The 15,223-nt window shown below is 38.6% G+C and carries 14 protein-coding genes and 1 other annotated feature; of the genes, 13 read left to right on the forward strand and 1 reads right to left on the reverse strand.

Annotated elements, in window-relative coordinates; genetic code table 11:
- The first annotated feature begins 20 nt into the window (after nucleotides 1-20).
- The 6 genes from EK386_RS06030 to ispD all read left to right on the forward strand — a co-directional run bounded on the left by EK386_RS06030 (nucleotide 21) and on the right by ispD (nucleotide 7,641).
- Nucleotides 21-572: a UvrB/UvrC motif-containing protein gene (locus EK386_RS06030; protein WP_126658140.1), complete on the forward strand. Its 552-nt coding sequence runs from the start codon at nucleotides 21-23 to the stop codon at nucleotides 570-572.
- Nucleotides 569-1,669, forward strand: a complete 1,101-nt coding sequence (gene mcsB, locus EK386_RS06035) for a protein-arginine kinase McsB (RefSeq protein WP_126658141.1) — start codon at nucleotides 569-571, stop codon at nucleotides 1,667-1,669. The genes EK386_RS06030 and mcsB overlap by 4 nt, the downstream gene beginning before the upstream one ends.
- Nucleotides 1,659-4,100 (forward strand): ATP-dependent Clp protease ATP-binding subunit, encoded by a 2,442-nt coding sequence (locus tag EK386_RS06040; RefSeq protein ID WP_126658142.1) that lies wholly within the window; start codon nucleotides 1,659-1,661, stop codon nucleotides 4,098-4,100. Before mcsB ends, EK386_RS06040 begins: the two co-directional genes overlap by 11 nt.
- A 159-nt stretch (nucleotides 4,101-4,259) precedes the next feature.
- Nucleotides 4,260-5,636, forward strand: a complete 1,377-nt coding sequence (gene radA / locus EK386_RS06045; RefSeq protein WP_126658143.1) for a DNA repair protein RadA — start codon at nucleotides 4,260-4,262, stop codon at nucleotides 5,634-5,636.
- Nucleotides 5,637-5,838: 202 nt separating this feature from the next.
- Nucleotides 5,839-6,933, forward strand: a complete 1,095-nt coding sequence (locus tag EK386_RS06050) for a PIN/TRAM domain-containing protein (RefSeq protein WP_126658144.1) — start codon at nucleotides 5,839-5,841, stop codon at nucleotides 6,931-6,933.
- An 18-nt stretch (nucleotides 6,934-6,951) separates the two neighbouring features.
- Entirely contained in the window at nucleotides 6,952-7,641 is a 690-nt protein-coding gene (gene ispD / locus EK386_RS06055) for a 2-C-methyl-D-erythritol 4-phosphate cytidylyltransferase (protein ID WP_126658145.1), read from the forward strand.
- 246 nt (nucleotides 7,642-7,887) lie between these two features.
- On the opposite strand, the gene EK386_RS06060 is transcribed toward ispD, so the two are convergent.
- Complete coding sequence (locus EK386_RS06060) at nucleotides 7,888-8,634, reverse strand: SDR family NAD(P)-dependent oxidoreductase (RefSeq protein ID WP_126658146.1); 747 nt, start codon at nucleotides 8,632-8,634, stop codon at nucleotides 7,888-7,890.
- Nucleotides 8,635-8,838: 204 nt separating this feature from the next.
- Between EK386_RS06060 and ispF the strand changes: the two genes are divergently transcribed.
- From ispF to sigH, 7 genes are all read left to right on the forward strand, one after another.
- The gene (ispF, locus tag EK386_RS06065) at nucleotides 8,839-9,315 is read left to right on the forward strand and encodes a 2-C-methyl-D-erythritol 2,4-cyclodiphosphate synthase (protein WP_126658147.1); all 477 of its coding nucleotides are present in this window, start codon (nucleotides 8,839-8,841) and stop codon (nucleotides 9,313-9,315) included.
- 174 nt (nucleotides 9,316-9,489) lie between these two features.
- Nucleotides 9,490-10,950 (forward strand): glutamate--tRNA ligase, encoded by a 1,461-nt coding sequence (gene gltX / locus EK386_RS06070; RefSeq protein WP_126658148.1) that lies wholly within the window; start codon nucleotides 9,490-9,492, stop codon nucleotides 10,948-10,950.
- 81 nt (nucleotides 10,951-11,031) lie between these two features.
- Nucleotides 11,032-11,256 (forward strand) — a binding site (T-box leader).
- 77 nt (nucleotides 11,257-11,333) lie between these two features.
- Nucleotides 11,334-12,737, forward strand: coding sequence for a cysteine--tRNA ligase (cysS, locus tag EK386_RS06075; RefSeq protein WP_126658149.1), 1,404 nt, complete (start codon nucleotides 11,334-11,336; stop codon nucleotides 12,735-12,737).
- 1 nt (nucleotide 12,738) lies between these two features.
- Complete coding sequence (locus EK386_RS06080; RefSeq protein WP_126658150.1) at nucleotides 12,739-13,155, forward strand: Mini-ribonuclease 3; 417 nt, start codon at nucleotides 12,739-12,741, stop codon at nucleotides 13,153-13,155.
- A 1-nt stretch (nucleotide 13,156) separates the two neighbouring features.
- Nucleotides 13,157-13,909, forward strand: coding sequence for a 23S rRNA (guanosine(2251)-2'-O)-methyltransferase RlmB (gene rlmB, locus EK386_RS06085; protein WP_126658151.1), 753 nt, complete (start codon nucleotides 13,157-13,159; stop codon nucleotides 13,907-13,909).
- 2 nt (nucleotides 13,910-13,911) lie between these two features.
- Nucleotides 13,912-14,424: an NYN domain-containing protein gene (locus EK386_RS06090; RefSeq protein WP_126658152.1), complete on the forward strand. Its 513-nt coding sequence runs from the start codon at nucleotides 13,912-13,914 to the stop codon at nucleotides 14,422-14,424.
- A gap of 77 nt (nucleotides 14,425-14,501) precedes the next feature.
- The gene (sigH, locus tag EK386_RS06095; RefSeq protein ID WP_126658153.1) at nucleotides 14,502-15,152 is read left to right on the forward strand and encodes an RNA polymerase sporulation sigma factor SigH; all 651 of its coding nucleotides are present in this window, start codon (nucleotides 14,502-14,504) and stop codon (nucleotides 15,150-15,152) included.
- Nucleotides 15,153-15,223 lie beyond the last annotated feature (71 nt).

Consider the following 15,223-nt stretch of genomic DNA (forward strand, 5'->3'; position numbering starts at 1 on the left):
TTAAAAAGAGGTGATTGGTCATGATTTGTGAACACTGTAAAGATCGGCAAGCAACAGTAACGGTAACACAAGTTGTAAATGGCCAAAAAAGTGAAAGGCATTATTGTGAGGTGTGTGCGAACAAATTCCATCCCTTTAATATTGACTTTCATAAGGATGAACAAATTCCTATTCATCAACTAGTTTCGAATCTGTTTGGTTTACCAGTTTGGAACAATGCACAAGAAAAGCTACAAGCTACTACGCAAAAAATAACGCAATGTCCACAATGTGGCTATACTTTCCGTCAATTTTTAAATGAAGGGAAACTTGGTTGTTCACAATGTTATGAGACATTTAGTAATAAACTTCCACAAGTACTTACAAAAATTCAAGCTGGAACAAAACATATTGGCAAATCACCAGGTAGACCGACGAACGATCATACTCGTATAAAAAAGCAAATTGAAACAACACGGGAGCAATTACTTCTTGCCATATCAGAAGAACGTTTTGAAGATGCTGCAAAATTGCGTGATGAAATAAAAGATATGGAACGAAAGCTTGAACGTGGGGGTGTGGATGCACCATGAATTTAGAACATTTTCTAAAAAGCGAGGCGCCAGGGTGGATGGATGATAAAGGTCTTGATGCAGATATTGTTTTAAGCACACGCATTCGATTGGCTCGGAATCTAGAAGGATATCGATATCCATTAAGTTTTACTGAACAAGAAGCAAAACAAATTGATGGAGTGGTATCACAGGCAGTTTTAAACATAAATAATGATAAGCGGATTTTTTCTCACTTTACAATAAAAGAAATGCCATTGTTACAACGGCAAGTTTTAGTAGAGAAACATTTAATCAGTCCTCTTTTAGCAAAGAAAGAGAAATCCGCATCCGTACTGTTATCTAGTGATGAAACCATTTCCGTTATGATCAACGAAGAAGATCACCTGCGTATTCAATGCTTATTACCAGGATTGCAGCTGTTAGAGACGTATGAATTGGCGAATAAACTGGATAGTCATCTAGAAAAACAACTACCTTATGCATTTAATGAAAGCTTCGGCTACTTAACGTGCTGCCCAACCAATGTAGGAACAGGCCTTAGAGCTTCTGTCATGATGCACCTACCAGCGTTAACCATGTCTAAACAAATTAAAGCAGTCACTCAAATGCTCGCCCGTTTTGGAATGGTGGTAAGAGGGATATATGGAGAAGGTAGCGAAAATTTAGGGAATGTTTATCAAATATCAAACCAAGTAACGTTAGGGAAATCCGAAGAAGAAATCATTGATGATCTACAAAATATTGTCGTTCAAATTATCCAAAGCGAGCGTGGGGCACGAGAAGCACTCCTTAAGAAATCAAAAGTAGTGTTAGAAGATCGTTTTAACCGCTCATTAGGCACTTTACGGTATGCGCGGGTGATGACAAGTGAAGAAGCAGCTGCTTGTTTATCGAATGTTCGCCTAGGAGTCGATGTAGGGATCATTAATGATGTTCCATTAAGTGTATTAAACGAGTGCATGATATTAATTCAGCCTGGCTTTGTTCAACAATATGCAGGTACAACTTTGCAACCAGCAGAACGCGACATCTTTAGAGCAAAATTATTACGTGAAAAACTCAATGTTAATAGACAAAGTTCAATGGAAAAAGGAGAGGAAAAATATGATGTTTAACCGTTTTACTCAACGAGCACAAAAGGTGTTGCAATTAGCACAAGAAGAAGCAATTCGTTGGAAACACGAATCGATTGGTACTGAGCACATTTTACTTGGACTTATTCGTGAAGGTGGGGGAATCGCTGCAAAAGCTTTAGAAGCAATCGACATTAGCCCACAAATTATTGAATCTGGTATTGAAGAGTTAGTCGGTAAAGGACAAAAAGATGTTGGACCAATCGTGCATTACACACCAAGAGCCAAAAAGGTAATCGAATTATCTGTCGATGAATCAAGAAAACTTGGTCACGCCTATATCGGTACAGAACATATTTTACTTGCACTTATCCGAGAAGGGGAAGGTGTTGCAGCACGAGTATTAGCAAATGCAGGTGTTAGCTTAAATAAAGCGCGTCAGCAAGTATTGTTATTATTAGGCAATAATGATGCGGCACAAAGTTCATCAAACCCAACTCAATCCGTGAACACACCAACTTTAGATGGCTTAGCACGTGATTTAACGGCGATCGCAAGAGAAGGTACATTAGATCCAGTTATTGGTCGTAGCAAAGAAATTACAAGGGTAATTGAAGTACTATCTCGCCGTACAAAAAACAATCCTGTCTTAATTGGGGAGCCAGGTGTAGGTAAAACGGCTATTGCAGAAGGGTTAGCGCAACAAATCGTACACAATGAAGTGCCTGAAATTTTACGTGACAAACGCGTAATGACGCTTGATATGGGAACAGTTGTAGCTGGAACAAAGTACCGTGGTGAATTTGAAGATCGTCTGAAAAAAGTAATGGATGAAATTCGCCAAGCAGGTAACGTCATTCTATTTATCGATGAGCTTCATACATTAATTGGTGCAGGTGGGGCTGAAGGTGCAATTGATGCATCCAACATTTTAAAACCATCCCTAGCGCGTGGTGAACTACAATGTATCGGTGCAACAACGTTAGATGAATACCGTAAATACATTGAAAAAGATGCCGCTTTAGAACGTCGCTTCCAACCAATTCAAGTTGATGAGCCATCTGTTGAAGAAACAATTCAAATTATTTATGGTTTACGTGATCGTTATGAAGCGCATCACCGTGTGAAAATTACAGATGAAGCAGTAGAAGCAGCGGCAAAATTATCAGATCGCTACATTTCAGATCGTTTTTTACCAGATAAAGCGATTGACTTAATTGATGAAGCTGGTTCGAAAGTACGCTTACGTTCTTTCACTGTTCCACCAAACTTAAAAGCGTTAGAAGATAAACTTGAAGGTGTGCGTAATGAAAAAAATGCAGCAGTATCAAGTCAAGAATTTGAAAAAGCAGCAGCACTACGCGATACAGAGCAAAAAATTAAAGATGAATTAGATCAAACAAAGAAAACATGGAAAGAAAAACAAGGCAAGGAAGAATCAAAAGTAACGGTTGAAGATATTGCACAAGTGGTTGCGATGTGGACAGGAATTCCTGTTTCAAAAATTGCACAAGAGGAATCTGCCAAACTTCTAAACCTAGAAGATGAATTACACAAACGTGTGGTTGGTCAAGGAGAAGCAGTAGAAGCCATTTCTCGAGCAATTCGCCGCGCTCGTGCAGGATTAAAGGATCCAAAACGTCCAATTGGTTCATTCATCTTCTTAGGTCCTACTGGTGTAGGGAAAACAGAACTTGCTCGTGCCTTAGCAGAAGTAATGTTTGGTGATGAGGATGCAATGATTCGAATTGATATGTCTGAATACATGGAGAAACATTCGACATCTCGTTTAGTTGGTTCTCCTCCAGGTTATGTAGGTTTTGATGATGGTGGTCAATTAACAGAAAAAGTTCGTCGTAAACCATACTCAGTTGTATTATTTGATGAAATTGAAAAAGCACATCCAGACGTGTTCAATATTTTACTTCAAGTGTTAGATGATGGACGCTTAACGGATTCAAAAGGTCGTAAAGTGGACTTCCGCAATACAGTTGTCATTATGACATCGAACGTGGGAGCAGACGCATTGAAATACCGTAAGAGCCTTGGCTTTGGTGCAGGTGATGATGCAAATAAATACAAAGATATGAAAGGAACAATGCTTGAAGAATTGAAAAAAGCATTCCGTCCTGAATTCTTAAACCGTATTGACGACATGATTGTGTTCCACTCACTAGAAAAAGAAGAATTAAAACAAATTATTTCGTTAATGGCAAATTCTTTAACTGCACGATTAAAAGAACAAAATATCGAGCTGGAGTTAACGGATGCTGCTTTAGAGAAAATTTCTGAAGAAGGATACGATCCACAATATGGTGCACGTCCATTACGTCGCGCATTACAAAAACATGTGGAAGACCGTTTATCCGAAGAATTATTAAAAGGAAATGTTTCACCAGGTGGACATATCGTATTTGATTATGCTGACGGTGAATTTATCGTTCGTCAAAAAGATATAGTGGAAATTAGATAATTACTAAAAAGTGTCCCGTAAATGTTTTTCCTTACGGGGCACTTCTTTTTGGAGGATAGTATAGGGATAATTTCAGAACTAGCACCAAATGTCCGGAATAATTGTTGTCATTACAAATGTTCTTTATAATTATTGATAAAAGTAGAAATAGGAGGGCATATGGCAAAGAAAAAAACGAAATTTGGTTGTAATTCTTGTGGGTATGAATCGCCGAAATGGTTAGGGCGTTGTCCAGGCTGTGGGGAATGGAATACCTTTGTGGAGGAAATAGAAGTCGTATCAAAGGGGCCTCGTGGTGCATTCCAGCATTCCAACACGGTGAGTCAGAAGGCAACACCAATTATTCATGTTGAAACAGCAGATGAGCCTCGTGTTGAAACAGAAATGAGTGAACTCAATCGTGTATTAGGAGGGGGGATTGTCCCGGGCTCCCTTGTGTTAATTGGAGGAGATCCTGGTATTGGGAAGTCCACGTTACTCATGCAAGTATCAGCACTCCTTTCCAATAAAGGACACCGCGTACTGTACATATCGGGTGAAGAATCCATGCGCCAAACTAAACTTCGTGCATCCCGACTCGGTGTACAATCGCCCGAGTTATATATCTACTCGGAAACGAATTTAGAATTAATTAATAAAACGATTGAAGAGGTCGCACCGAAATTTGTCATAGTCGATTCCATTCAAACGGTTCATCACCCAGAAGTAACCAGTGCACCGGGGAGTATATCTCAAGTACGTGAATGTACCGCAGAGCTCATGCGCATTGCTAAAACAAAAGGAATTGCCATCTTCCTAGTGGGCCATGTAACAAAAGAAGGACAAATTGCGGGACCGCGCTTACTCGAGCATATGGTGGATACCGTGCTTTATTTTGAAGGGGAGCGTCACCATACGTATCGAATATTACGAAGTCAGAAAAATCGCTTTGGTTCCACTAATGAAATTGCAATTTTTGAAATGGTCCATGCAGGGTTAAAAGAGGTTTTAAATCCTTCTGAGTTATTTTTAGAGGAACGGTCCCATGATGCAGCAGGTTCTACGATTGTGGCATCGATGGAAGGGACTAGACCAATATTAGTTGAAATTCAATCTTTAGTAACGCCCACAAGTTTTAATTATCCGAAACGCATGGCAACCGGTGTGGATGGCAACCGTGTGCAGCTATTAATGGCTGTGCTTGAAAAACGAATGGGGATGTTGCTTCAAGCGCAAGATACCTATATTAAAGTAGCAGGTGGCGTAAAATTAGATGAGCCCGCTATTGACTTAGCCGTTATGACTTCAATTGTCTCGAGCCATAAAGATCAACCTGTTAAAGGGACGGATTGTTTTGTTGGTGAAGTCGGATTAACGGGAGAAGTGCGTCGGGTTTCAAGGATTGAACAACGTGTGCAGGAAGCAGCTAGACTTGGATTTAAGCGGATTTTTATACCAGCATCAAATTTAGGTGGTTGGGAATATCCAAATGGTATTCAAATTATCGGTGTGGAAACAATTAATGAGGCTTTGAGAGCTTGTTTTCAGGATTTATAAGGTAATTTTAGATGCTCATATAATCTTTTGGTTGTATGAGCATTTTTCTATTTAATTTTGGGTAGTAATAAAACATACTATAAATTATACACTTATAGTAAATTGGGGGGTCTAACTCCTAAATTGTCAAATGACAGGTGTTTCATTCGGGCAATGTGTAACTGAACTATGTATAATTAACCTAAGAAAAGGAGGTGGAAATATGTTAAAACGAGTGATTCAAATCGCATTCCTATTTATCGGTGGAGCGTTAGGTTTTGTATTTTTACCGCCATTATACGAATTAATTAATTTATCATCTAATCCCTGGCTTAACAATCCATATGTTTCGGTAACATTAGGAGCAATTTTATTATTCCTTTTATCATTTTCATTGTCGGATTATTTTGTGAAATTGATTGTTTGGATGGAAGGGGTTTTATTTAAAATCCCGGCAGTAGATTTATTTTTTGGGACACTTGGACTTATCGTTGGTTTGATTGTTGCATTTTTAATTGGTTTTGCCATTGAACGTATTCAAATTCCGATTGTGACAGAAGTTTTACCAATATTAATGTCAATTATTCTAGGTTATTTGGGATTCCGTGTTGGTTTTACAAAGCGAGACGAGTTAACTCAAATGTTCTCGAAGTCTAGTACGAGTGGGAAAAAGAAAGGTTCAGACTCAGGGATATCTGGGGTGGAATCTAAAGTGTTATACAAGCTGCTTGATACAAGTGTGATTATCGACGGAAGAATTGCTGATATTTCCTCTACAGGCTTTATTGAAGGCGTGTTGATTGTACCTCAATTTGTGTTGACAGAGCTTCAGCATATTGCTGATTCATCTGACACGTTAAAGCGTACACGTGGTCGAAGAGGATTGGATATTTTAAAAAAGCTACAAGACGAGCGTGCAACAACAGTACAAATTACCGAAGAGGATTTTGAAGATGTTCATGAAGTCGATTTGAAATTAGTACGTCTTGCAAAGAAAATGGAAGCACAAATATTAACAAATGATTTTAACTTAAATAAAGTATGCGAATTACACCATGTGCAAGTGTTAAATATTAATGATCTTGCCAATGCAGTCAAGCCTGTTGTTATTCCAGGTGAAGATATGCAGGTACTCGTGATTAAAGACGGAAAAGAACATAATCAAGGTGTAGCTTATTTAGATGATGGTACGATGATTGTCGTTGAAGGGGGCCGAGGCTATATCGGTCAGTCGATTATGGTTACCGTTACGAGTGTATTACAAACATCAGCAGGACGTATGATTTTTGCAAAACCAAAAGACGAGCAAGCGGCATAAAAAGTGGGAAGTGAAAATGTGCAATATGAAGTAGTGTTACCTGCAGCAGGAAGCGGAAAACGCATGGGAGCAGGTCAAAATAAATTGTTTTTATTGTTAGAAAATAAGCCGATTTTAATTCATACATTGGAAGTGTTCCAAAATGACGAATATTGTACCGGTATTTGGCTAGCAGTAAAGCCAGAAGAACGTGAATTTATTGAGAAGCTGATCGGGCAGTATGGGATTACAAAGGTAAAAGGATTACCAGACGGTGGCGAAGAACGTCAACATTCAGTGCATTCATGTATTAAAGAAATGGAACAGGTTGAGATCGTCCTTGTTCATGATGCAGCAAGACCGTTTATTACGCGTGAAATCATTGCGAGCTTAGTCAATCGTGCCATGGAAAGTGGTGCAGCAATAGCGGGAGTAAAAGCAAAAGATACGATGAAAAAAGTGCGCGATGGCATCATTGTGGAAACCGTGGACCGTGAAAGTCTTTGGATGATCCAAACACCACAAGCCTTCCGTTTTGATTTATTAGCAGAAGCAGAAGATGTTGCAGAAAAAGTAGGATTCCTAGGAACAGATGAAGCGATGTTAGTGGAACGCCTCGGTCACCCCGTACACATTGTCGAAGCAAGCTATGATAATTTGAAAATGACAACTAAAGAAGACTTAGTGTTAGGTGAAGCAATTTTACGAAAACGCGGATTTTTAGTGTAGGAAAATACAATTGAGCAATTACCCGTTTACTTGATTAAAAAAGTGAGCGGGCTTTTTATTATTTGGAGAAAGTATGATACGACTTAATTATAGTTAAGTGAAAATAATGTAGCTCTGCGCTTATTTCTAGTTAAGTCGGATATGAGGTCCGGAATTTTAAAAATTGGTGATATTGTTATCGTTCTAGAAAACGAGAAAACCACCCCATAGAAAAGACTTTGGAGTGGCTCTAGTATGGTGTATGACTTATATCGACGTATACCCACCATCAACTAACAGATTTGCGCCTGTTGTGAATTCATTCTCACATAAGAACACGATCGCGTGAGCAATTTCATCCGGTTGTCCAAGGCGTCCAATTGGATGTTGTGCTACCAATCCATCATAGTAATCGCCTAGAGCTTCTTTGTTCACCATTCCTGATTCTACATATCCAGGGCAGACTGAGTTGATTCGAATATTCCTACTTGAGTATTCAGCAGCTAATGATTTTGTCATAAGATTAGCAGCGCCCTTAGATGCGTTATAAGCAAATGCACCGGCCTGACCAACAGTACCTAAAATCGAAGCAACATTCACGATTGCCCCACCACTACCCGTTTTTAAAAATTCTTGGATGGCATATTTTGAACCGTAGAAAATACTATCTTGGTTGATTTTAATGACGCGGTGATAATCCTCATATGAAAGCTGGTGAGTTTCAGCTAAAACTCCAATACCGGCATTATTCACGATGATATCTAATTTACCGTATGTATCAACAGCAAATTGAACTAGTGCTTGTACTGCCGATTCATCTGCAACGTTTGCTTCAAAAAATGTCACTTCTCCACCAGTTTCACGGATAGCTGCGACATGTTGATTTCCACCTTCAACATTAATATCTGAAAGAATTACTTTTGCTCCTTTTGCAACAAATGCTTTCACTGTCGCTAAACCGATACCGGAAGATCCACCTGTCACGATCGCAACTTTATCTTGTAAATTAAACATATAATAGCCTCCTTGAAATTTTGTTCAATCTTAAGTATTACGTTTTCCACCTTTTATATTCAATTAAAATAGAGGAATATCCTGCTTATAATCATTCTTAATGGGAATTATGTTAATATATGAAGTAGTAAATTAGATCATTTTAAAGCAAAGGACGGTGAAAGCTGCTCATTTCGACTAGTTCGTAAAAAGCAGCTATACAATATGTTTCGAGTTGGACAAGGATTTGACGTTCATGCATTTGCAGAAGGACGTCCTTTAATTTTAGGTGGCGTTACCATTCCTCACGATCGTGGGTTAATTGGTCACTCTGATGCAGATGTGTTATTACATACAGTGACAGATGCTGCATTAGGGGCAATTGGAGAAGGGGATATTGGACATCATTTCCCAGACACAGATCCAGCATTTAAAGATGCAGATAGCGCAAAATTATTAGAACACATTTGGAAAATTGTTGAGGAAAAAGGCTATGTCCTTGGAAATGTTGATTGTACGATTATGGCGCAACGTCCGAAGCTAGCACCTTACATTGAACCGATGCGTCACCGTATTGCAGAACTATTAAATGCCGATGCATCGCAAGTAAATGTAAAAGCAACGACAACAGAAAAACTAGGTTTTACTGGACGTGAAGAAGGCATTGCAGCGATGGCAACGATTTTGTTGATTAAGAAATAAGGTTTGGCGGAATTAAAGCTTGATTTGGCGGGTTTTTCATGAATATTGGCGGAATTCTGCCCCGGTTTGGCGGAATTTATAAAAAATTTGGCGGAATAACCCCCTTCTTCCCTTTACTTAAGCACAATGGTAAAATTGACAAAGTGATTTTTTAATATATAGGAGGCACTATTTATGACAAAGGAAGTTCGCGTTCGTTATGCGCCATCTCCAACAGGGTTTTTACATATTGGTGGGGCACGTACAGCGTTATTTAACTATTTATTTGCAAAACACCATAATGGGAAATTTATCGTACGTATTGAGGATACAGATATCGAACGTAATGTAGAGGGCGGAGAAGCATCTCAGCTAGATAATTTACGTTGGTTAGGCATTACACCTGACGAATCAGTGGATATCGGTGGCCCATACGCACCATATCGCCAAATGGAACGTTTAGATATTTATACAAAACATGCCGAAGAGCTTTTAGAGCGTGGTATTGCCTATAAATGTTTCTGTACATCAGAAGAATTAGAAGCATCTCGTGAAGCGCAAAGAGCAAAAGGTGTAGCAGCGCCAACGTATGATGGGAAATGTCGTCACTTAACAAAAGAAGAAGTAGCTGCAAAAGAAGCAGAAGGTATTCCTCACACAATTCGTATGCGTGTGCCGGAAAACACGACGTATAAATTCACTGATTTAGTTCGTGGTGAAGTAACGTTTGAATCAAAAGATGTTGGGGATTGGGTACTTGTGAAAGCAAATGGGATCCCAACATACAATTATGCGGTTGTATTAGATGATCACTTTATGGATATTACACATGTATTCCGTGGGGAAGAGCATTTATCGAACACACCAAAACAAATGATGATTTTCGATGCATTTGACTGGGAATATCCACAATACGGTCATATGACACTAATCGTAAATGAAGATCATAAAAAACTATCAAAACGTGATGAAACGATTATTCAATTCGTTGCGCAATATAAAGATCTTGGCTATTTACCAGAAGCAATGTTTAATTTCTTTGGATTATTAGGCTGGTCTCCAGAAGGCGAAGAAGAAATCTTTACAAAAGAACAATTCATTGAAATTTTTGATGAAAAACGCCTTTCGAAGTCACCATCGATGTTCGATAAAAATAAACTAACATGGATGAACAACCAATATATTAAAATGCTGCCTCTTGAGAAAGTGGTAGAACTTGCATTACCTCATTTACAAAAAGCTGGTTTACTTCCAGAAGAGTTAAATGAAGAACAACAAGCTTGGGCTACTGCATTAATTGGCTTATATCATAATCAAATGAGCTTTGGTGCAGAAATTGTCGAGCTATCGAGTCTATTCTTTACAGAAGAAATCGAATATGATGAAGAAGCGAAAGAAGTATTAGCTGGCGAACAAGTTCCAGAAGTAATGGCTTCATTTAAAACGCAACTCGAAGGACTTGAAACGTTTGATGCAGCATCTATTAAAGCGGCAATTAAAGCGGTTCAAAAAGAAACTGGCCATAAAGGGAAAAATTTATTTATGCCAATTCGTGTTGTCACAACGGGCCAAACGCATGGTCCAGAATTAGCCGATGCAATTATGTTAATCGGAAAAGATAAGGCGATTGCACGTGTTGGGAAATATGTGAACTAATCGACGGCATTTTTCTTTCACTTTTAAAAAACGTATTGTAAAATATGTTTAACTTTAATTGACTAAAGAATTAAATAGATCTAAAGCGCCTGAGAAGGAGAAGTACGTAAACCATGTATTAAAAGAGAGGGTCATCATTGGCTGAAAGTGACCTATACCGCTGTTTTACGGAAATGCACCGTTCGAGCACTTTGCTGAAATTTATGTAGGCAAGTCGGTTCGTCCTCGTTACTGGACTTCAAGTGGAAAGCGTGTATTTATTATGCTTTCAACCAGAGTGGAACCGCGCGTATAGGCGTCTCTGTCATTTCATAATGGAATGATAGGGGCGTTTTTTGTTTGATTTAAAATGTAATGATTAATTTCAAAAAGGAGAGGTCAAATTGGCAATTCAAATTTTTAACTCTTTAACACGACAAAAGGAGGAGTTTGTTCCGCTTGAAAAAGGGAAAGTGAAAATGTATGTATGCGGTCCGACCGTCTATAACTTTATTCATATCGGAAATGCTCGTCCTGTTATTGTCTATGATACAGTTCGTCGTTATTTCCTGTATAAAGGCTACGATGTAAAATATGTTTCGAACTTTACGGACGTAGATGACAAAATTATTAAGGCTGCCAACGAACTAGGTGAGGAAGTATTTGAATTAACGGAGCGGTTTATTAGCGCCTATTTTGAGGATATTACGGCACTTGGTTGTAAAAAAGCAGATGTCCATCCTCGTGTAACAACTCATATGGATGACATCATTTCATTTATTGCGGTATTAATTGAAAAAGGTTTTGCATATGAGTCACAAGGGGATGTATATTATCGTACCCGTAAATTTGATGGCTACGGAAAACTCTCGCACCAATCCATTGATGACCTAAAAGTGGGTGCACGAATTGAAGCGGGGGAGAAAAAGGAAGATCCTTTAGATTTTGCGCTATGGAAGGCAGCAAAACCAGGTGAAATTAAATGGGAAAGTCCGTGGGGAGAAGGTCGTCCAGGCTGGCATATTGAATGTTCTGTTATGGCTCGTGAACACCTTGGCGATACAATTGACATTCATGCAGGTGGTCAAGATTTAACATTCCCACACCATGAAAATGAAATTGCTCAATCAGAAGCCTACACAGGGAAAACCTTTGCAAAGTATTGGATGCATAATGGGTATATTAATATTGATAATGAGAAAATGTCGAAATCTCTAGGCAATTTTGTATTAGTAAATGATATTCGTCAACAAATTGATCCACAAATATTACGTTTCTTTATGCTTTCAGTGCATTACCGTCATCCAATTAATTTTGCGCAAGATTTAGTAGAGTCTGCTCGTGCTGGGTTAGAACGTCTGAAAACGGCGTATGCAAATGTCGAATATCGTCTCAATGCATCTGCAAATTTATCCAGTAATGGTGACGAATATTTAACACAAATTAATCAAGTAAAAAGTGCCTTTGAAGAAGCGATGGATGATGACTTTAACACGGCCAATGCGATTTCATCTTTATTTGAATTAGCAAAATTAGCGAACACGTACTTGAATGAGAGCAATACGGAAGAACATACCCTACAAGCATTTATTCAAACGTTTGATGAGCTTGGGAATGTTTTAGGTATTCAATTCAAAGTGGAAGCAGAATTGTTAGACGAAGAAATTGAAGCATTAATTGAAGAACGTAATATGGCACGTAAAAATCGCGATTTCGCACGTTCTGATGAAATCCGTGATCAACTGTTAAGTATGAATATCGTGTTAGAAGATACTCGTCAAGGTACGCGTTGGAAACGGGGTTTATAAAATGGCCCAACTCCGTATTGAAGATGTGAAACAATTAAATGCCTTAGCTTTAGCCTATATGGGGGATGCGGTTCTTGAGCAAAAAGTGAGAGAACACCTTCTCTTAAGTGGGCGAGCAAAACCGAATCGATTGCATAAAGAGGCGACGAGTTATGTATCGGCAAAAGCACAGTCCGGGATTGTCCATCGACTAATGGATGAAAACTATTTAACGGAAGAAGAAATCGCGGTTTTTAAAAGAGGAAGGAATGCAAAATCAGGTTCAGTTCCGAAAAATACAGATGTTCAAACTTATCGTAATAGTTCAGGGTTTGAAGCAGTGTTAGGCTATCTATATTTAACTAAAGAAAATACACGCGTCAATGAAATTATTGATTATGCCATTGAAATCGTGGAACAATCGAAGGGAGCATCTTAACTTGAGTGAGCAACAAGGTGAAATGATTGCAGGGAAAAATCCAGTACTCGAAGCACTACGATCAGGAAGAGAAATAAATAAGTTATGGATAGCAGAAGGTGTAAAAAAGACTGGTATTAACGAGGTGCTTGATTTAGCTCGTGAGCGCGGAGTCCTTGTTCAGTTTGTACCTAAGAAAAAAGTAGACCAATTATCCGATGCCAATCATCAAGGGATTGTTGCATCTGTTGCGGCTTATAAATATGCGGAACTAGATGATTTATTTCATGCGGCAAAAGAAAAAAGTGAAGATCCGTTCTTCCTTGTATTAGATGAATTAGAAGATCCTCATAATCTAGGTTCAATTATGCGTACAGCAGATGCGATTGGAGTGCACGGTATTATTATTCCGAAGCGTCGCGCGGTAGGATTAACAGCCGTTGTTGCAAAAGCATCAACTGGAGCAATTGAACATGTGCCCGTTGTTCGCGTTACAAATTTGGCACAGACGATCGATGAGCTAAAGGAACGAGGTATATGGATTGCCGGAACAGATGCGAAGGGCTCTGTAGATTATCGGAAAATGGACGCCACTTTACCACTTGCAATTATTATAGGAAGTGAAGGTAAGGGAATGAGCAGACTGTTAAAAGAAAAATGCGATTTTCTCTATCACTTGCCAATGGTGGGCCATGTTACTTCTTTAAATGCATCGGTAGCGGCAGCGCTATTAATGTATGAGGTATACAGAAAACGTCATGAAAAGAATGAGTAATCATGCAAACAATTTTAATTGTTGATGGCTACAACATGATTGGGTCTTGGAAAGATTTACGCTCTTTACGAGACACAAATTTTGAGGAAGCCCGCAATCGCTTGCTAGACCATATGGCTGAATTAAAGGCTTCTATGGGTTGGCGAGTGATTGTTGTATTTGATGCACACCTAGTTCCGGGAGTTCAGCAGACATATGTTCAAAATGGTGTAGAAATCATTTATACTAGAAAAAACGAAACCGCAGATGAACGAATAGAAAAGTTAACGACGGAACTAAAGGGTAGAAAAATACAAATCTATGTAGCTACTTCGGATATGACTGAACAAAATGTAATCTTTGGTCAAGGTGCCCTTCGAAAATCAGCTCGTGAACTAGAAATAGAAATGCAAATAATAAAATCAAATATTTCACAAGAAGTTAAAACCACACATAAAGAGAAGCCGAAATCTAGAATTCAATTATCTAAAGATGTAGAACTAGCTTTTGAGAAATGGAGAAGGGGTTTGAAATAACTATTTGACCTATATTTTCCAATTCCGTTATACTGTTCCTAATATACAACATAAAAAGGCGTACTGGGGTGAGGCCGTTGCTTAGTAGTATTCAAACACAGGTGTTACAACGTTTTGAAGATCTTACAGATGAACAAGTTGTTGAACTAGTCCATCAAGGTAATACGGAAGCATTAGATTATTTAATAACGAAATATCGATTGTTCGTTAAAGCGAAGGCGCGCTCATACTTTTTAATCGGTGCAGATAAAGAAGATATTGTGCAAGAAGGAATGATAGGTTTATATAAAGCGATAAGAGATTTCAAAGGGGACAAGCTCTCGTCATTCCGTGCTTTCGCGGAGCTTTGTATAACGCGCCAAATCATTACGGCAATAAAAACTGCGACCAGGCAAAAACATATTCCGCTAAATTCATATGTTTCTCTCGATAAACCTATTTATGATGAAGAATCCGATCGAACATTAATGGATGTCATCACAAGTACTGAGTCAGAAGATCCAGAGCACTTAATGATTAATCGGGAGGAATACTCGCATTTAGAGGGAAAAATTAGTGAGATTTTAAGTGAGTTAGAACAACAAGTATTGGCACTATATTTGGATGGACAATCTTATAATGAAATTTCAGAAGAGTTAAACCGTCATGTGAAGTCGATTGATAATGCCCTTCAACGTGTAAAACGCAAATTAGAACGACATCTAGAAATTGGAGAAATGGTGAAGTGATGACTGTCACTTGTTGACATCATTCTTTTTAGGTGTTAGTCTTTAAAAGACAAAATGCCTAGTTAGGTGGA

The organism is Lysinibacillus antri (assembly GCF_003977595.1).
Taxonomy (GTDB): domain Bacteria; phylum Bacillota; class Bacilli; order Bacillales_A; family Planococcaceae; genus Ureibacillus; species Ureibacillus antri.